The following is a 16,047-nucleotide window of genomic DNA, read 5'->3' as shown; positions in this document are numbered from 1 at the left end:
CTTACTCTTGGTACAGAATTTACCTGCCTAATAGCTTTTTCCTGAAATTAGCAGGTGTTGACCCGGTTTCCTGTTTAAAAATGCGTGTAAAATGGCTTTGATCAGAAAATCCTGTCAGATATGCAATTTCAGAAAAGGAATAATCAGTGGTTTCAATGAACACAATCGCTTTGTCTATTCTAAGTTTTCGGATATACTCACCGAATGACAGGTTATCAAAATATTTAGAAAACTCTCTGGAAACATAAGAAGGATTTACATTTAATTCCTGAGAAATCCCAGTCAGGCTCATCGCAAGGTTAGTGTCAATCTGATCCTGTATAATGGTTTTCAATTCAGTTGCCCATGCAGGTACTTTGCCAGTATTTTCTTTTTTCAGAAACTTCTGGTAAACATCAACCAATAATTGTTCAACAGGGCTTTCCGTGTGTTTTTCATTTTGAAGGTGTTTTGCCCATGTATAAAGTGCATCGTAAATAACTGTTCCTGCCTTTAAGAGCTCTAAGTCATCTTTAATGTTATACGCCATTCCGGCAGCAATCGCCCAAAGACCAGAGGCTTGACTGGCAAGATTATGACGGTCTGTATCTGCACCTCTTACGATTGGTGCCATCGCCTGTAACGCAGGATCATTCAGTTTATACTTTTTTAGGATTGCATCAAAAGTACATCGTCCATTTTGATGGGTAAGTTCAACACCCAAAACGTCAAATGGAATTGCATCCAGTTCTTTCGCTTTTTCAAGAACCTGATCGAATGGGACGTAAAAAAACACGGCATCTTTATCTATGAATTTCTTAATAAGCCAGGGACAAGCAATGCGGTCTATTTTTGGTCTTTCACGGGTAATCCAATTCATCTTTATCTTTAACAATTGATCAAACTTATGATTATTTCTTGATCCATTAATCAGCCATAAATATTTAGTTAATAAATATGCTGCCATTACAAATCCATTGGGGGAAGAACATTGAAGTGAGTGATTATCTGAGTTTGCGCATAGAAAAATATCTTTGGTTATCATTTCTATAATCACATTTGTTTTCTTATGCGTTTTAAAGCGGTATATGGGCTATTTTAAGTAGATCTTCTATAGATTGGTTCGACCTTAATACGTCCGGGGGTACAGATCCCTCTCTAAATCATCTAGAGAGGGATTTTTGGTTCTTGCTTATTTTCTAATATGCATATACTGCCGGGAAATGCTGATTTTGGTTCTATCACAAAGGCTTTTAATACGAAACAGGGCTATTTATGAGGCGGTGATTAATTTCTATAATAGGTAGGCGTAGTGTGAGCTTGTTTCCGAAAAAAGTGGTTAAAATGAGATACGTCTTTAAATCCTAGGTTGTAAGCGATTTCAGATACACTCCACGTAGTATGTTTCAGTAAAATGATAGATTCCTTTAAAATCCGTTCAAACAAAATTGTACTTGTAGACTTACCAGTCCTCTCTTTTAAGATTCTATTTAAATAATTGACATGAACATTAAGGGCATCAGCAAAATGACTCGCTGTGCGCAGGTGTTTGTGACTAGCGGTGTCCACAGGAAACTGTCGATCCAACAATTCGTTAAACACATTGTGCAATCGCTCTTTTGAAGAGCGCGCGTGATGCCTTTCTGTAGCCATCTGCAAGGTGTTTGCATAATGCATTAATTCGTTGAGGTAATTCCTGATTAGGTCATCCTTTAATGAATAATCAGAACGTTGCTGTTGTTCAATTTTTGAGAAGATTGCCTTTACTTCCTTTTCCTGATTTTCATCAAGCAGAAAAAGCGGCTTGGATTCATTATTAAATAAAGGACTATGCCTTATTCCCTTATTAAAGTAAGTATCATAATAGAGTTCAGTAAAGATCATATAGCCGGCATTTTCTTCTTCCTTTATCTGCTCTATCGTATAGGGAATCCAGGGATTAAAAAAGGAGAGCGTACAGCCAGAGACTTTTATACTCTCATCCCCATAATGAACAATATACTCACCACGCAATAGGCTCACCTTAAAGTAATCTCTTCTTCTGTAAGTAATCGGTGTTCCAGATAAGCAATCGGAAGAACTAAACAAACGGAAAGGCTTGTGCGGTGTTTGTTCTTGGTTGGACAGCAGTCTTAAGGTTTCAAAGTCTTCTAGCTTTTCGCTTTTATAGATCAAGTTATTTTTCTTATCCTGTTTCATTTTAACGCCGATGTTTTGGAGCGTTAAAGCTGCTTAAGATTTCCAAGCAGCCTTAAAAACATAAAATTACAAAAAATTATGCTCCAGTTGCCTGGTTCACCATTAATAAAGCCTCTTCTGGCGAGCGAAGATATGTTTGGTAGATCTCCTCGGAAAGTCCGGGGCGAATCTCATATTCATGATTTTCTATCCCTATGATCAAACGCTCAATAACGGAGCTGGCCGATACCTTAAGATCAGATTGAACGGCCTTCGAAAAAGGAGAATCGACCAGTGGCGCCATCAGTTCATACAGCTTAATTGAAGATTTTTTTCTTTGCAGCACCAACCTCAATCCTAAAATGTAATTGTGCAAAGCCGCCTTTGTTGCACTATAAGTTGGATGAGATAGATCTGGTGCAAATGCCACTCCTGAAGTGGTTATAATAAATGCGGCATCTTCTTTAAGCTCAAGTAGCGGTGCTAAGCGATGCGTTAAATAGACAGCTGGGTGAAAATTAGTCAACATTTCATTCATACTTGCCTCATATGCCTGGCTATTGTCAAGCAATGCATAATTTTTAGCCACACCTGCGTTCAGAAAAACAACATTTAGATCTCGAAAGTTTAGCTTGATGTTCTCTACCAAAGAATGTAATTGGTCCGCTTGTGAAAGATCACAAGCAATATAATAGGCATTTTTTAATTTTGTAGCTTCTTCCTTTAATCTTGCTTCGTTACGTGCAACCATCACCACCCGGCTGCCCTGTGCCGAAAACCATTTTGCAGCCTCGAGCCCCATTCCGGTGCCTGCGCCAGTGATAAGTACAGTGCTTTCTTTGAAATTCATATCTATTTTTTTGTGTTTAAATATTCTGGAATAAATCGTTCACGCATATAATCTACGTAGGCTTGATCGTTACCATCCTGCATCTTACCTAAATAAAGTTCTGTATCCTGACCTGCCTGATATCTCAACTGATCAGTTTCATCAGTTGCTGCAGTAAAAATGGTTTCTGCTATCTCTTCGGGCTGGGAAGCCATTGTATCATATTTAGCCCAATTTCCTAAACCAATATTTACAAATTGCTCGTATTCAGGTATTTCTCCGCCCGTGACTACTGCTCCACCAACAAATTTTGTCACAGTTGATCCTGGCTCTACAATTTTTGTTCTTATTCCAAAGGGAATCAGTTCATAGGAAATGGCTTCGGTTAACCCTTCGAGTGAAAACTTTGTTGCATGGTAGATGCTGCAGGTTGGAAAGGTAACTCTTCCGCCTTGCGAAGTAATGTTGATTATTGTTCCTGACCGTTGTGTTCTGAAGTAGGGAAGAATGGCTCTCAAAACACGCATGGGACCAAAAACATTAGTGTCAAATATTTTATTCACCTGATCTTCTGTCGCCTGTTCAAATACGCCAAATATTGCAGCTCCAGCGTTGTTTACTACGGCATCAATTTTTCCGTATTTATCGATACCAGCAACTATAGCATTGGCAATAGATGCTGATTTCTGAACGTCCAAAGCAACAACAAGAACATTATCCAATTGGTTTAACGCTGTTTCCTTTTCTGGTGCACGCATCGTAGCGATTACATTCCAACCTTCGTTGTTAAATTTTAGCACCGCGGCTCTTCCTATTCCTGAAGATGTACCGGTAATTAATACTGTTTTCATTTTAATGATTTAAATTTTGAAGAATAATATTATTCAGTTCGTTTTTTAACAGACCTGCTGCTGCAGCCGCATAGCCTTTTGTTGCTACAAGTTCAGCATGGTTTTGTAAATCCTTTTCAGATGCCCATTTTTCAATGATGTAATAGGTAAAAGGAATATTGTTTGCAGTAAACACTTCGTAAGCGATATACCCGGATTCCTCCAGAGTTTCCTCTATAAGTTTCTGGAAAATATCTTCTAATTTAGCTGCAGAGCGCATGTCCTTTGCTTGAAATTTGGTGATTATTGTAACCATAATTATACTTGTTGATTATTATGGCACAAAGGTATCATGGTATTGAATGCAAGAATTGTTCAATAAAAACTAAGGATTGTCTGATTCAAACTTTAATAGATGATTAAGTCAAATGTATGCGAAGTATAGAACGCAAACTGTTTCTAGCCTAATAGTCCTCGTAGCTTAAAGCTAAAGATGTGTAATTTCATCCAAGACAGATGATAGAGATCAGTTGGTATGGAAAACAATATGTTTGTGCTTTCGAAGGATTGATATTTAAATGAATAATCATTATTTCTTAGTTTAATGAAAATCTAAATTGGAGAATTCAAAAAGAGAGCTCAAGCATATAAAATCCTAGCTGATGTTTTTACAATTCTTATAAACTCATTTCATCAATCATTTGTACGCTTTAGACAGGTATTAGCGTGATTTTAAGAAGATCATCTTTAAATTTCTGCGGCTTCATTAAGGCCTTTGCTGTTTCCCTCACAAATTGGACTTGATGGGTAAAGAAGCTTAGGCCTTTTAATACCGTTTCGTTAGCGTCATGCAACTTGTTACCTGCTAGATTATCATTCGTATGCTCTGTGCAACGATAATATAAGTAATAGCTTTTGCGGCCTTTGGTATATCCAGCGGTCATTCTCTTTCCACACCAGCATTCGATAATTCCCCTCCATGGAAAATCTTCGGTCGGTTGCACTCGCATTTTTCTCTTGCTATTCTTCAACATCTTCTGCGCTAGCCAATATTCCGCATCTGAGATTATTGGTAAATGAATAGATTTAAAACTCCAGAACCCTCAGCTATATGATAATTTGTTATAGGAATAGTTGAAATATCTTATTATTGATACGGCTAGCCAATAAATTTAGTGAAAGAAACTTGAATTCAACATCCGATATAATACACAAAAGTGGTTTAACTGCTGCGGAATTTTTCCAAAGTTCATTCATTACGGTTTTCGCGATTTGTATAGTAAATGGATAAACCGGTATAAATTGACTCCGTCTCACCAGCAATAGATTTTTTGTAGGTTTTTGATTGGCTGCATATTTGTAAACTGGCGAGAAGGGGCCAGATGGATTGCTAAAGTAAATAACCAGCCGAGTAATCTTTTATAAGTTGATATTGGCAGACTTTTGCTGAAGTTCATATACGATATTTCGAATTTCAACAATGTGAAGACCAATACAGCATGGCATAAAACAGATGCTAATAAAGCCACTAATAACACTCGCGTGTCATGGCCAACATCTGCGAACATCCAGAGCATGCATTTAAAAAAAAACAGCGACAAAGCTTTGCACATCAATAGCATCAATGGCTGTTCATTCAGTAAATAAAATAATGGCCAGCTGAAAAATGGCCTTTTAACTTTAATATATGGATTGATTTGGTGTCTTTCTTCCTTTAAAAAACCAAACGTTACTGATCGATAAGAAAGGAATGATAAGCCAATTGCCAGCGCAACTAAGACGGCCAAAATAAAAATCAGGCTAAGAAAAAAGCGGTTATAAACACTTATCCCAATCAAAGCAAGAACATATATAATTATGGGTAAAAGAATTACGCAATATAAAGCCAGCCATAATTTTAACTGGGGGCTCTTGTACAGGGTGCCTACTTCGTTAATAAATTTATACTGAGCTAAGGCTAGTTTTTGCTTGATAAAGTAATGAACTTTAACACAATATAATACCCAGGAAACAAATACTATTGCAAGTCCGACTGGAGATGAAAGCCCGGCCAATAATAAAGATTTATGGTAACTGATTAATTGTGAGGGTTCAACAACTCCAAACAGAACATAAAATCCCATGAGGAAAAAGCCCGCATGCTGCTGATAGAACTCTTTCGCTAAACTGTTTATTAATAACCTCAACATTAAAGTTGAATAATTTGTTTATTAATGATTTGATATACATTATCTACTTTTAATTGATCATTGCTAACTTCCTGATGTGAGGAAATAAGAAAACTTTTTCCTTGTGAGGCTTTCTCTGTAATCAGGTTATTAAGCTTATCTGCTGATAGAATATCAATTGTGATTAGCGGTTCATCTAAAATGAATAAGTCAGCATCACCGACAAGTGCACAAATCAATGAAAGTTTTTTTAGCATGCCGCTGGAATAACTTCCTACTACATTGTCGAGGAAAGGTGTAATTTCGAAATGGTCAGCAAGATCTTTAGCTTGTTTTCTATCCGCCTTTCGGGTTTCGGTATAAAAATCAATCAGTTCTTTTCCTTTAATAAATAAGGGGTATTGTGGCTCAGCTTCAGCAAAACTAATTTTAGAGCGGAATTTTACCGGTTCTTTTCTTAAGTTCACTCCATTCAATTGCACTTCACCTATAAAAGGTATTTGCCCAGATATGATTCGGAATAAGGTTGACTTGCCAGTGCCATTTCCTCCTTTTAACCAGTAAATTCCCTTATTGACATTCCACTCACTGAAGTTTAGTACCTCATGACTACCGTATTTTTTGTTGATGTTAGTTAGGGTAAGCAAATTAGATTTTAGGTTATGATCAACTAAAGCCTCATTTGTTACTTAATTTTTATGAAAACTGGAATAAAGTCAATAGAACTATTCTCATTATTCCCGCCTTTGAAAAGACGGTCCTGGATGATTTGACCATAATTAAAGCTTTACGACAAAAAGAGAAAATTCAAACGGGCCTGTGCTAAATCTTGTATCTCCATTATCACACCTTTTTTTGATAAATAAGAACTTAACACATTAGGTTTGATTCGCATATCATCACTTTTAACGACAGTAAACTACAATTGAGCTAATGATCTGTCTCGGTATTGCCATTTGGGTATCAAAAAACCACATTTATAATAAACTGATCAGTTTATTATTACCTTTGTACCAATGGGAAGAAATAAGGAATTTGATTATGATCAAAAATTGGATGTTGCAATGAATCTCTTTTGGGCGCAGGGCTACCATAGCACTTCTATAAGTGATTTGGAAAATCATATGGGAGTTAATCGAAGTAGTATTTATCCTACTTACGGAGATAAAAAGGCTTTGCTTATGAAGTGCTTGGATAAATATTTAAAACTTAAAGTATCAGAATACAAGAATATTCTCAATGGCAGCCAATCAAATGCTGTCGAAAATTTGAAAAGGATTTTACGATTGGCAATAGATCAAAGTATCAGCGAAGGCAGGACATGTTTAGCTGTTAAAATTGCCTTTGAAATTTCTCCAACTGACGAAGAGATTATAGGTTTATTATCCCAAAATGAAAAAATCATTGAAAAAATCTATTTTCAAATCTTAAAGAGTGGACAAGAGGCAGGGGTTATAAAAAATAACCTAGACATAGAAGTAACAGCTGCTTTTTTTTCATGTTCCTCTGGTGCATTATTAAAAAAATATGCGCTGAATAAAAATCGAAAAGAAGTTTATGATATGATAGAAATCCTCATACAAATGGTTAAAGCCTGATTACAGGATACATTGTTAACTTCTTTAAGAAAGTAATTATGAGCATAACCTTCTCAAAAACAAAGTTAAAAAAGCATTATTAAACAAATAAAATTTTTTATCCATTTTTAAACCGATCAGTTTATTATGAATTTAATTACGAAAAAAAAGATAGCTTACATGGGTTGCCTCGGCGTTATCGGTATCATAAGTACCGAGTTTGGTATCATTGGTATTTTACCCCAAATTGCTGAACATTACGATATAAATATTGGAACAGCCGGTTATCTCTTAAGCGGATTTGCATTAGCAATCGCTATCACTGGGCCTTTCATGGTGTTAGTTGCATCTAAATTTGACAAAAAGAAAGTAATGATGTACGCTTTAGCATTATTTTTAATTTCTAACTTTTTATCAAGTTTCAGTCCGCCATTCTGGTTATTAATGATACTTAGAATACTGCCAACAATTTTGCATCCGGCATTTTTCTCCATGGCAATTGCTGCTGCAACAAAAGATACTGATCAGAAAACACAGATGCAATTAACTAGTATAATAATTGGAGGTATAGCGCTTGCACAGGTGACTATTATTCCCCTTACAACATTTATAGCCAGTATTTACATGTGGCAGCTGAGCTATGTTATTCAAGGCACTGTAATCCTTGTCACATTATTGGTTATTTTCAAATACTTGCCATCCATGCCGAACAAAGAAGTGAAGTCATTCAAAAATCAATTGAGCATACTCGTACGACCAACGTTTATTGCGGGTACAGCATTAAACCTATTATTAATAACGGCTTGGTTTTGTTCGTATAGCTATTTTGCCGACTACCTTTCAAAAGCAAAAGGTTTAAATACACAACAAATAAGCTACATGCTACTTTTATTTGGGGTTATGGGGGTAGTTTCAAACTTTGTAGCAGGTCGTTTATTAGGAAAACACATGGCGTGGACTACCTTCTTTTTCATTATAGGTACATTTCTATTGCCGTTTGCATTTGAATATATTAGTGGTTCAATAAGCAGTATTGCATTGGTAGTGGGATTTTGGGGAATTATGTATGGTCCTTGCTTTCTGATAGGTGTTGGTTATATGGTATCTGCGGCTCCTGATGCTAAAGAATTTGCAAATAGTCTGCAAACCTCTTTTGGGAATCTGGGTGTATCTTTAGGTACCGCTACAGGAGGATTGTTCATTAATCATTACGGTATACAAATCACTCCTTGGGTGGGGGTTGGTTTTGGTGTGCTTGCTATTATCGTGATCTTTTGGCGAGCCTATTTAGATAGAGCTATCAAAAACAGCAATCAAAATAAAATGACTAATCTTGATGTCTCTACATATCATTAAGCCGTCCTAAAGAAAAGATTAACTATGACTTTGTGATCAGGTCAGGCTTTTACTGGTTTTCTCTTAATAATTATTAGTATTCCCTCGTTTACCAGCAATAGATTTTTTGTAAGTTTTTGATTGGCTGTAACTTTGTAAGTTAGCGAGAAGGGGCCAGATGGATTGCTATTTCCAAGCATGGTTAACAAGTTGCTCAAACAAAAGGACCTTTCTATGGTTTAGATTGGGAATATCCATAATCACACCCATGACAAACCTGTACCAATCCCCGATTTTTCTGTTGGCTTCTGTCGTCATGGTTATGCTCTTTATGGCTCCGACTTTTGCACAGTCAAAAACCGCTATGAATAGGAAGGCCTACTCGGACTATAAAAAGGCATATGCGGGACTAAATGGCGTGTACCAAAAGATTCTGAAAGGCTATTTAGTGGAAACTACTTTTATTAAAAAATTCAGGAATGCACAGCGGCTCCGGATCCAGCTTCGTGATGCAGAGCAGGTTTCGAAATACCCCAACAGCGGAACCTATGGTTTGGTGTCACTCATATGCGAATCGATATACCTGGAAACGCTGACCAGAGACCGGATTAAATTTTTAAACGTATGGGTTACCGCAATCGAAGAAGGTGAAATTTGCCTGGGCTCGGTCAGCATAAAATCATAGCACATTCCGGTCTTTCAATGATGCATTAATCAATCCTATCAATTCCTTATACTTTTACCTAACACCAATAATAATGACTTTTTCTCAGCTCTTAAAACGATTCTTTTGTCTAATCTTATTGATCAGTATATTCACATGCTGTAAGAAAAAGGAAGATCAACCCCAACCCGAAATAGATGTGCCGACCGTGGTTACAGGAAAGCTATACGGATCGCCTTTTACGGCAAAAGTGACACTGGAGCGTTTTACAAAATTTGGTATGAACAACTACCGCCCCGAAGACCTGTTCAGTATATACCTGGCAGGAGATGGATCTAAAAACTGTAGCTCACCATTGAGTGATTTTTCGATACGCCTGACGGTGCCCAAAAAGATAGGTACTTTTTCGGGCAATGATACCTATATCCTGGTTAATGATCCGGGCGACCCAAGCGGTCAGAATGGTGCATTATTCTCTTCAGAACAAACCATTATCACCATCAGTTCCATCACAGGGGATAAGGTGAGCGGCCGAGTTAATGTGAAATGGCCGGAACAGAATATTGATTTTAAAGGGAACTTTGAGGCTCCCTTTTGCAAATAGGATCAGAGAATTTTACTTTCAAATAGCCCTTTTTAGATGAATTTACCTTCGATCAGGTTAGTTATTCAATATACCAATAATTTATGAAGCATATACTCAGATCATCCTTTCTGGGGGGACTATTATTAATCTCGCTCACTTCTATGGCCCAGAAGCGTTTCACGCCCGAATGGAGCAAGGGGATTGTGTGGTACCAAATTTTTCCAGAACGGTTCAACAATGGCGATCCTGCAAATGACCCCAAGGCTGAAGACCAGGACGGTGCTTACCCATTTGACACCACATCCCCTTTTCAAATTCATCCCTGGACGAGCGACTGGTATGAGTTGCAGCCTTACGAGCAGCGAAATGGTAAGGATCTTTACTACAACCTGCAACGTCGCCGTTATGGCGGGGATTTAAAAGGCGTTATCGATAAACTGGATTACATCAAGTCTTTAGGGGTTGACGCTATTTATATGACGCCTGTTTTTTGGTCTCCATCCTCTCATAAATATGACGCGTTGTGTTACCACCACGTTGATCCCACTTTTGGGCCCGACCCTAAAGGCGATATAGCCTTAATGGAAAAGGAAAATCCGCTTGATGTAAAAACCTGGGTATGGACAAAGGCCGATCTTTTAGCCTTGAGGCTGATTAAAGAGGTTCATGCCCGCAATATGCGCATCATTTTTGATGGTGTTTTTAACCACATGGGTGTAAAAAGTTTTGCCTTCCGCGACGTGGAGAATAATCAGCAGGCTTCGCCATACGCTGATTGGTTTTCTGTGAAAAGCTGGAACGATGCTGCCAAGGGCACTACTTTTGATTATAACGGATGGTTTGGCGTTAAGACATTGCCAGAATTTAGGGAAGATGATTATGGTATCGTGGCTGGCCCCAAACAATATATTTTTAATGCCACTAAACGCTGGATGAACCCCATGGATAAAGGCATTAAAGACGGAATTGATGGATGGCGCCTGGATGTGGCATATGATGTGGGGCATCCCTTTTGGAAAGACTGGAGAAAATGGGTACGCAACATCAACCCAACCGCTTACCTGACTGCAGAGTTGGTGTATCCTATCGATCAAACAAGGCCCTACCTACAGGGTGATGAGTTTGATGCGACCATGAACTACAATTTTGCTTTTATTATGCACGATTTTTTTATCCAGGACAAAACCGGGTCTTCCGTAACGGCGTTCGATGCCCGTTTGAGAGAACTACGTGAGGCGTTTGGAAATGATGTTGCGCTAAATATGCAGAATCTGATGAATAGCCATGACGCTACACGACTGGCAAGCGCGGTTGCAAATCCTGATGGCATGAAATTCGGCGATTGGGGAAATTATTTTAACTGGAGCCAGAAGAGCAATAACAAGAATTATAACGCGCGCAAGCCTACTGCCAGTCAGATACAGACACAAAAACTGGTTGCTGCTTTTCAGATGCTATATTTGGGCTCACCTATGATTTTTTATGGAGATGAGGCAGGAATTTGGGGCGGCAATGATCCTGATTGCCGCAAGCCCATGATTTGGGAAGGCAAAAAATACGATCCTGAAACCTATAATCCGAACCAGACCAAGCATGAGGCTGACCATGTTGAATTCAATAAGGAGCTATTTGACTGGTACCAAAAGTTTATGGGGTTGCGCAAAAGGTATAAATCCTTGCAACTTGGAGACTATACTACAATTGAAAAAAATGATCTGCAAAGGTTCTACGTTTTTAGCCGTAAATATAATAGAGAGGAAGTACTTGTGCTTGTAAATCGGTCAGATAAGCCTATACAATATAAAAATGCAATATTGGAGGAAAGCAGGTATAGGGACGTTTTTTCAAAAAAAGTGCTTAAATCCGTAACTGTTGCGCCTATGGATCTCGTGGTGCTCTCTAAATAAATCTTTCAGGATAAATAAAGAGGTTCACATTTGAACTTGTTAGGGGAGTGTAAGCTTTTTTGGAACAGCTGGCATAAATCCTAAATACATCACTAAGTTGAAAGGAGTGGGGCTTTGCTATTCGGTCAATGCTTTCGTTTCATCAGTGCTTCAATTGATTGAAGGAGCAATTTGTTAACAGCCGTTGATTTCGGCTTGAAGCCTGATTCTGAGGCCTAATTTAATTTATTGATTACGTAATCAGGGATAATCTGGAAAAGGATGATTTAATTTAAATCTTCGTTTTTTTTTAGACAAAATCTAAACTCTACGATTCTCAGCTTATCAAAAACGACCATAGATAATAATTATCTACCCCTTCCATAAAACATAATGTGAGGAGCCAATAAATAGCCAATTGTCTGCTTTTAATGTAGTTATTAATCTTAATTTAAACCTTTATTTAACGGGTGACGAGTGTCTAAAGATTTTTAACATCTTATCCAAGGCATCATCGGAATGCATTAAATTACCATTATCAAGCGATTGTTTGGCTGCCTTTGCTGCTCTATACCGCATACTTTTTTCATAATCAGCAATGGCTTCTTGTAATGTTGGGTATTGATCAGACGATAGACATTCGCTTAATTCCAATGCATCAAACATAGAAGTGTTTGCACCTTCCCCTGCAAAGGGTGGCATGACGTGTGCCGCATCGCCAAGCAGGGTTAAATTGGGCAGCGGTTCCCAGTTTTGATCTAAAGGCATACAATAAATTCGACGCGGAACAGCTGGCATTATTGCATTATCAAAGAGTTCATGCCAGATACTGCTCCAGTCGGCATATTCTTTTTTAAACCAGTTCAATAATTGCGTCCTATCAGAAAAATCCAAACCACTATATTTCGCCCAATTTTCATCAGGCTTAAAGCTTGCATAAAAACAAAGGTCGCCATTGCCTTTCTGACCTCCTAGTATATTCCTTCCGTTTCCATAGGCCATTATTTTGCCGCCATTCATCAGTTCATAAATGTGAGGTGTTGCTTTTTTTGCATTTTCAATATTTATTTCAACCATGGTAACGCCGGAATAAAAAGCCTTGATTTCCGTAAGGTATGGGCGGATTTTTGAATTCGCACCATCTGCTGCAATCACAAGGTCTGCGTAAACAGATGAACCATTTTTAAAATGCATTAGCCATCCTTCATTTTCCTTTTCCATCGAAATAAATTGACTGTCCCAGACAACTGTTTCCTGTTGCAAAGCGCCTAACAATACTTTTCTTAATGCACCACGGCCTATTTCAAGACGAGGCGGCTCACCGCCAAGTTCTTCATTTGATTTGTTTTCATGGTCGCTGAAAAAAACTTCAGCTTGTGCATTAACAATAACCTTTTTATCCGCACCTTGAATAACATGTTTCTTATACTCCTCTACCAATTTTGCGCTACGTAGCGCTGCCCATCCAGATTCTTCGTGCATATCAAGTGGCGATCCCTGCACCCTGGCATATTCATTAATATCACGTTCATATACCTGTACGTTTACACCTTTAAGCTGCAAAAGCCTTGCTAAGGTTAAGCCTCCAGGACCTCCACCAACAATGGCAACCTTTTTATTTTGAAGTAACATCGTTCGATTTTTTAATTATAATTCAAAATTGCCGACTATCTTAGAGATAAAATAATTGCATTGGACTTAAAAATAGCTCTATAAGACTTTTATGGGAGAAATAAAACGCGAAACGGAACCGAATGTCCTGAAAAGTTTCGCCTATTCACTAGGGACGGAATTAAAAAACGGGAGGTTAGACATACCCGGAAAATTTGGAACTGGTTATTGTGCAGGATTTATTTTTAATGCGCATATCCGAATGCTTATCCTCAATTATGAACTTAATGAAGAGCTGGTTATTGAGAATCCGGACATCAATGTTACTGCAAAAACAATACTTTTCAAGTTTCAAAATATTTTCCCTGGGGCCGAAGTATTACTTTCAGGGAACAAGGCTAGCACAACACCTACTGTTCTAATTGCAACGACTAGCTTTAGCACAGCGGTTGTAATTCCGATACATACCAATACCGCCACCATCAATATAGAAGTGGATGCAGATTATTTAAAAGGACTTTTTAATCCGTCAAAAGAATCGCTGGTTTTACATGGACTGTTACAGAACACGCGGCCCTTACTGTTCGAACAAATGATTTATCCATTTTTGTACAAAGTTGTGGATGAAATTTTGTCTGAATCTGTAGAAGAAACGTTCAAGTTATTTTTTTTAAGGGTAAAGGCTGAAGAACTGGTATGCAGATTACTAATGGAACTTGAAAAGCGGGAGTCGAAGCAGTTGTATGGTTTAAATAGTCGTGATATCGGGGCCTTATACAAAGCTAAAAGTCAAATGTTCGCGCATCTTGACACTCCTCCCGTTCTTAAAGAACTGGCTGCCTATGCTGGTATGAGCCCAACCAAGTTTAAACGTTTATTTAAACAAATCTTCGGAAAAAGTAACTTTGCTTATTATCAGGATTTCAGAATGAAGGAAGCTGCCGTTTTATTGAAACAGCAAAAGCTATCGGTTGCAGATGTAGGTTATAAGCTCGGCTTTACTAATCTGAGTCACTTCTCAAAAGTCTTTGAAGCACATGTGGGGCTGAAGCCAAAACAATATAGTAAGTCTTAAGAAAGGACAGATAAAAAATATCATTGTTTCAAAATTAACTATCTTTCTAAGATCTTCCTTTAAAAAGACGGTCTGGGCTAATCTAACTTTAATTAAAGCTTCACGGCAAAAAGAGAAAACTCGGGTTTATGCTACAAATCTTGTATACTCCTTATTCCACGGTTTTTTGATAAAGCGGTTCCAGGAAGTTTGTTAACATTTTTAAAAGATTTGGCTTATTATCTTCAACTGTCATTTAGCTTATGCAAATCAAGGAAATAATGCATCGTATAGTCACAACATTCAGGATTTCGATAGCAAATGTACTGGAAACTTAAAAATGGGTAATCGTTTGGTACTTAAACATCAATAAGCTTGCGAATTCTAATACTTAGCATATATGTCACAAAAAATCAGTTCAATCATATTAATAAGCTTAGTTTCATGCCTCCTAGCCTGCAATTCCGAGAGTCATAAAACATCTATAGAGCTACCGCCTAGGCTAATCCAGACAGATACGAATAACGAAACGCAGTTTATAGCAATAATAAAAAATTCAGCAACAAAAAAGACCATTCAGTTGACCAAAAATGACTTAGCAATAATTGATCAACAAATAAAAGTTGCAGTTAGCGACTACAACATCGAAAGGGAACGGTATCTCAAAAAAATTAGATTGGAAGACCCAACAACGACGATAAAACGAGAAGACTTCTTTATCGACCTAAAAAATTATAAGCGCCAGTATGTAGCACACATAAACGTAAAAAAACAAAAGGAGGTTTGGGTAAACTGCTTTTGTAGCCATGAAGGCAATGATGAATGGAAATCCAAAATCATAGAAGTGAGAGACGGTGGTAAATGTTATTTTAATCTAAAAATTATTATTGTGCAAAAAAGCTATTACGAATTCATGGTTAATGGTATAGCCTAACAACCCTTTTATGATAGAATTAATATTTCGATCAATTAAGTATGCTGCTACCATGTTTGTTTTTCTATCATTGTTCCCTGATTTGTTGATAAGTTTCAGGAGGTAGGGCTTAAGAATATTACAGTAACCAAAATTGCCTACTATTGTCCTAATGTACTCCGCTTTTTTCCTTCTTATAGTAAACTCATTTCATTAATCAAATTTAATTTTTAGTTTTTGATAATGAGTAAATGATAAAATGTAAAGGCAAATTAAAAGTTCGTTTAGTAAAACATTTTTTGTCCTTGCCGTAATTGAAACATTGATTTACAGTTGAAAGAACAATATACAATAGGGGATAGATACTTTTATTTCTGGATCTTGTTTCTATTTGCGATACCTGACATTAATTTATAGCTGAAAAATCGCAGGGCTGT

The 16,047-nt window shown here is 37.5% G+C and carries 15 protein-coding genes; 7 read left to right on the top strand and 8 right to left on the bottom strand.

Features of this window, described 5'->3' with window-relative positions; translation table 11 throughout:
• Positions 1-19 precede the first annotated feature (19 nt).
• The 7 genes from SOM16_RS10970 to SOM16_RS10940 all read right to left on the bottom strand — a co-directional run bounded on the left by SOM16_RS10970 (position 20) and on the right by SOM16_RS10940 (position 6,631).
• Positions 20-946, bottom strand: a complete 927-nt coding sequence (locus SOM16_RS10970; RefSeq protein WP_320464052.1) for a chromate resistance protein ChrB domain-containing protein — start codon at positions 944-946, stop codon at positions 20-22.
• Between the two features lie 320 nt (positions 947-1,266).
• Positions 1,267-2,178, bottom strand: a complete 912-nt coding sequence (locus SOM16_RS10965; RefSeq protein WP_320464051.1) for a helix-turn-helix domain-containing protein — start codon at positions 2,176-2,178, stop codon at positions 1,267-1,269.
• Between the two features lie 76 nt (positions 2,179-2,254).
• Positions 2,255-3,007 (bottom strand): SDR family NAD(P)-dependent oxidoreductase, encoded by a 753-nt coding sequence (locus SOM16_RS10960; RefSeq protein ID WP_320464050.1) that lies wholly within the window; start codon positions 3,005-3,007, stop codon positions 2,255-2,257.
• Between the two features lie 2 nt (positions 3,008-3,009).
• On the bottom strand, positions 3,010-3,837 hold the full coding sequence (locus tag SOM16_RS10955; RefSeq protein WP_320464049.1) for an SDR family oxidoreductase: 828 nt from the start codon (positions 3,835-3,837) through the stop codon (positions 3,010-3,012).
• Position 3,838: 1 nt separating this feature from the next.
• The gene (locus tag SOM16_RS10950; protein WP_320464048.1) at positions 3,839-4,132 is read right to left on the bottom strand and encodes a putative quinol monooxygenase; all 294 of its coding nucleotides are present in this window, start codon (positions 4,130-4,132) and stop codon (positions 3,839-3,841) included.
• 997 nt (positions 4,133-5,129) lie between these two features.
• The gene (locus SOM16_RS10945) at positions 5,130-6,005 is read right to left on the bottom strand and encodes a hypothetical protein (protein WP_320464047.1); all 876 of its coding nucleotides are present in this window, start codon (positions 6,003-6,005) and stop codon (positions 5,130-5,132) included.
• Positions 6,005-6,631 carry an ABC transporter ATP-binding protein gene (locus SOM16_RS10940; RefSeq protein ID WP_320464046.1) on the bottom strand — a complete coding sequence of 209 codons (627 nt, stop codon included), beginning with the start codon at positions 6,629-6,631 and terminating at the stop codon, positions 6,005-6,007. Before SOM16_RS10940 ends, SOM16_RS10945 begins: the two co-directional genes overlap by 1 nt.
• 369 nt (positions 6,632-7,000) lie before the next feature.
• Between SOM16_RS10940 and SOM16_RS10935 the strand changes: the two genes are divergently transcribed.
• The 5 genes from SOM16_RS10935 (at position 7,001) to SOM16_RS10915 (ending at position 12,053) form a co-directional block, all read left to right on the top strand.
• Positions 7,001-7,582: a TetR/AcrR family transcriptional regulator gene (locus SOM16_RS10935; protein ID WP_320464045.1), complete on the top strand. Its 582-nt coding sequence runs from the start codon at positions 7,001-7,003 to the stop codon at positions 7,580-7,582.
• A gap of 126 nt (positions 7,583-7,708) precedes the next feature.
• Positions 7,709-8,917, top strand: a complete 1,209-nt coding sequence (locus SOM16_RS10930) for an MFS transporter (protein WP_320464044.1) — start codon at positions 7,709-7,711, stop codon at positions 8,915-8,917.
• A gap of 157 nt (positions 8,918-9,074) precedes the next feature.
• Positions 9,075-9,581: a lysozyme inhibitor LprI family protein gene (locus SOM16_RS23180; protein ID WP_341850290.1), complete on the top strand. Its 507-nt coding sequence runs from the start codon at positions 9,075-9,077 to the stop codon at positions 9,579-9,581.
• Between the two features lie 118 nt (positions 9,582-9,699).
• Positions 9,700-10,164: a hypothetical protein gene (locus SOM16_RS10920; protein WP_320464042.1), complete on the top strand. Its 465-nt coding sequence runs from the start codon at positions 9,700-9,702 to the stop codon at positions 10,162-10,164.
• A gap of 83 nt (positions 10,165-10,247) precedes the next feature.
• Positions 10,248-12,053: a glycoside hydrolase family 13 protein gene (locus tag SOM16_RS10915; RefSeq protein ID WP_320464041.1), complete on the top strand. Its 1,806-nt coding sequence runs from the start codon at positions 10,248-10,250 to the stop codon at positions 12,051-12,053.
• Positions 12,054-12,491: 438 nt separating this feature from the next.
• On the opposite strand, the gene SOM16_RS10910 is transcribed toward SOM16_RS10915, so the two are convergent.
• The gene (locus SOM16_RS10910) at positions 12,492-13,664 is read right to left on the bottom strand and encodes an NAD(P)/FAD-dependent oxidoreductase (protein WP_320464040.1); all 1,173 of its coding nucleotides are present in this window, start codon (positions 13,662-13,664) and stop codon (positions 12,492-12,494) included.
• Between the two features lie 91 nt (positions 13,665-13,755).
• Between SOM16_RS10910 and SOM16_RS10905 the strand changes: the two genes are divergently transcribed.
• On the top strand, positions 13,756-14,718 hold the full coding sequence (locus SOM16_RS10905) for an AraC family transcriptional regulator (protein ID WP_320464039.1): 963 nt from the start codon (positions 13,756-13,758) through the stop codon (positions 14,716-14,718).
• Between the two features lie 379 nt (positions 14,719-15,097).
• Positions 15,098-15,631, top strand: a complete 534-nt coding sequence (locus SOM16_RS10900) for a hypothetical protein (protein WP_320464038.1) — start codon at positions 15,098-15,100, stop codon at positions 15,629-15,631.
• Positions 15,632-16,047: the final 416 nt, after the last annotated feature.

The sequence above is a fragment of the Pedobacter sp. CFBP9032 genome (assembly GCF_034045265.1).
Lineage (GTDB): Bacteria > Bacteroidota > Bacteroidia > Sphingobacteriales > Sphingobacteriaceae > Pedobacter.
This window is presented reverse-complemented; position numbering and strand designations above follow the sequence as displayed.

What these genes read in the sequence shown, in the direction of transcription:
- SOM16_RS10970 (WP_320464052.1), bottom strand. Translation starts at nt 946, where the DNA reads ATGGCAGCATATTTATTAACTAAATATTTATGGCTGATTAATGGATCA.
- SOM16_RS10965 (WP_320464051.1), bottom strand. Translation starts at nt 2,178, where the DNA reads ATGAAACAGGATAAGAAAAATAACTTGATCTATAAAAGCGAAAAGCTA.
- SOM16_RS10960 (WP_320464050.1), bottom strand. Translation starts at nt 3,007, where the DNA reads ATGAATTTCAAAGAAAGCACTGTACTTATCACTGGCGCAGGCACCGGA.
- SOM16_RS10955 (WP_320464049.1), bottom strand. Translation starts at nt 3,837, where the DNA reads ATGAAAACAGTATTAATTACCGGTACATCTTCAGGAATAGGAAGAGCC.
- SOM16_RS10950 (WP_320464048.1), bottom strand. Translation starts at nt 4,132, where the DNA reads ATGGTTACAATAATCACCAAATTTCAAGCAAAGGACATGCGCTCTGCA.
- SOM16_RS10945 (WP_320464047.1), bottom strand. Translation starts at nt 6,005, where the DNA reads ATGTTGAGGTTATTAATAAACAGTTTAGCGAAAGAGTTCTATCAGCAG.
- SOM16_RS10935 (WP_320464045.1), top strand. Translation starts at nt 7,001, where the DNA reads ATGGGAAGAAATAAGGAATTTGATTATGATCAAAAATTGGATGTTGCA.
- SOM16_RS10930 (WP_320464044.1), top strand. Translation starts at nt 7,709, where the DNA reads ATGAATTTAATTACGAAAAAAAAGATAGCTTACATGGGTTGCCTCGGC.
- SOM16_RS23180 (WP_341850290.1), top strand. Translation starts at nt 9,075, where the DNA reads ATGGATTGCTATTTCCAAGCATGGTTAACAAGTTGCTCAAACAAAAGG.
- SOM16_RS10915 (WP_320464041.1), top strand. Translation starts at nt 10,248, where the DNA reads ATGAAGCATATACTCAGATCATCCTTTCTGGGGGGACTATTATTAATC.
- SOM16_RS10910 (WP_320464040.1), bottom strand. Translation starts at nt 13,664, where the DNA reads ATGTTACTTCAAAATAAAAAGGTTGCCATTGTTGGTGGAGGTCCTGGA.
- SOM16_RS10905 (WP_320464039.1), top strand. Translation starts at nt 13,756, where the DNA reads ATGGGAGAAATAAAACGCGAAACGGAACCGAATGTCCTGAAAAGTTTC.
- SOM16_RS10900 (WP_320464038.1), top strand. Translation starts at nt 15,098, where the DNA reads ATGTCACAAAAAATCAGTTCAATCATATTAATAAGCTTAGTTTCATGC.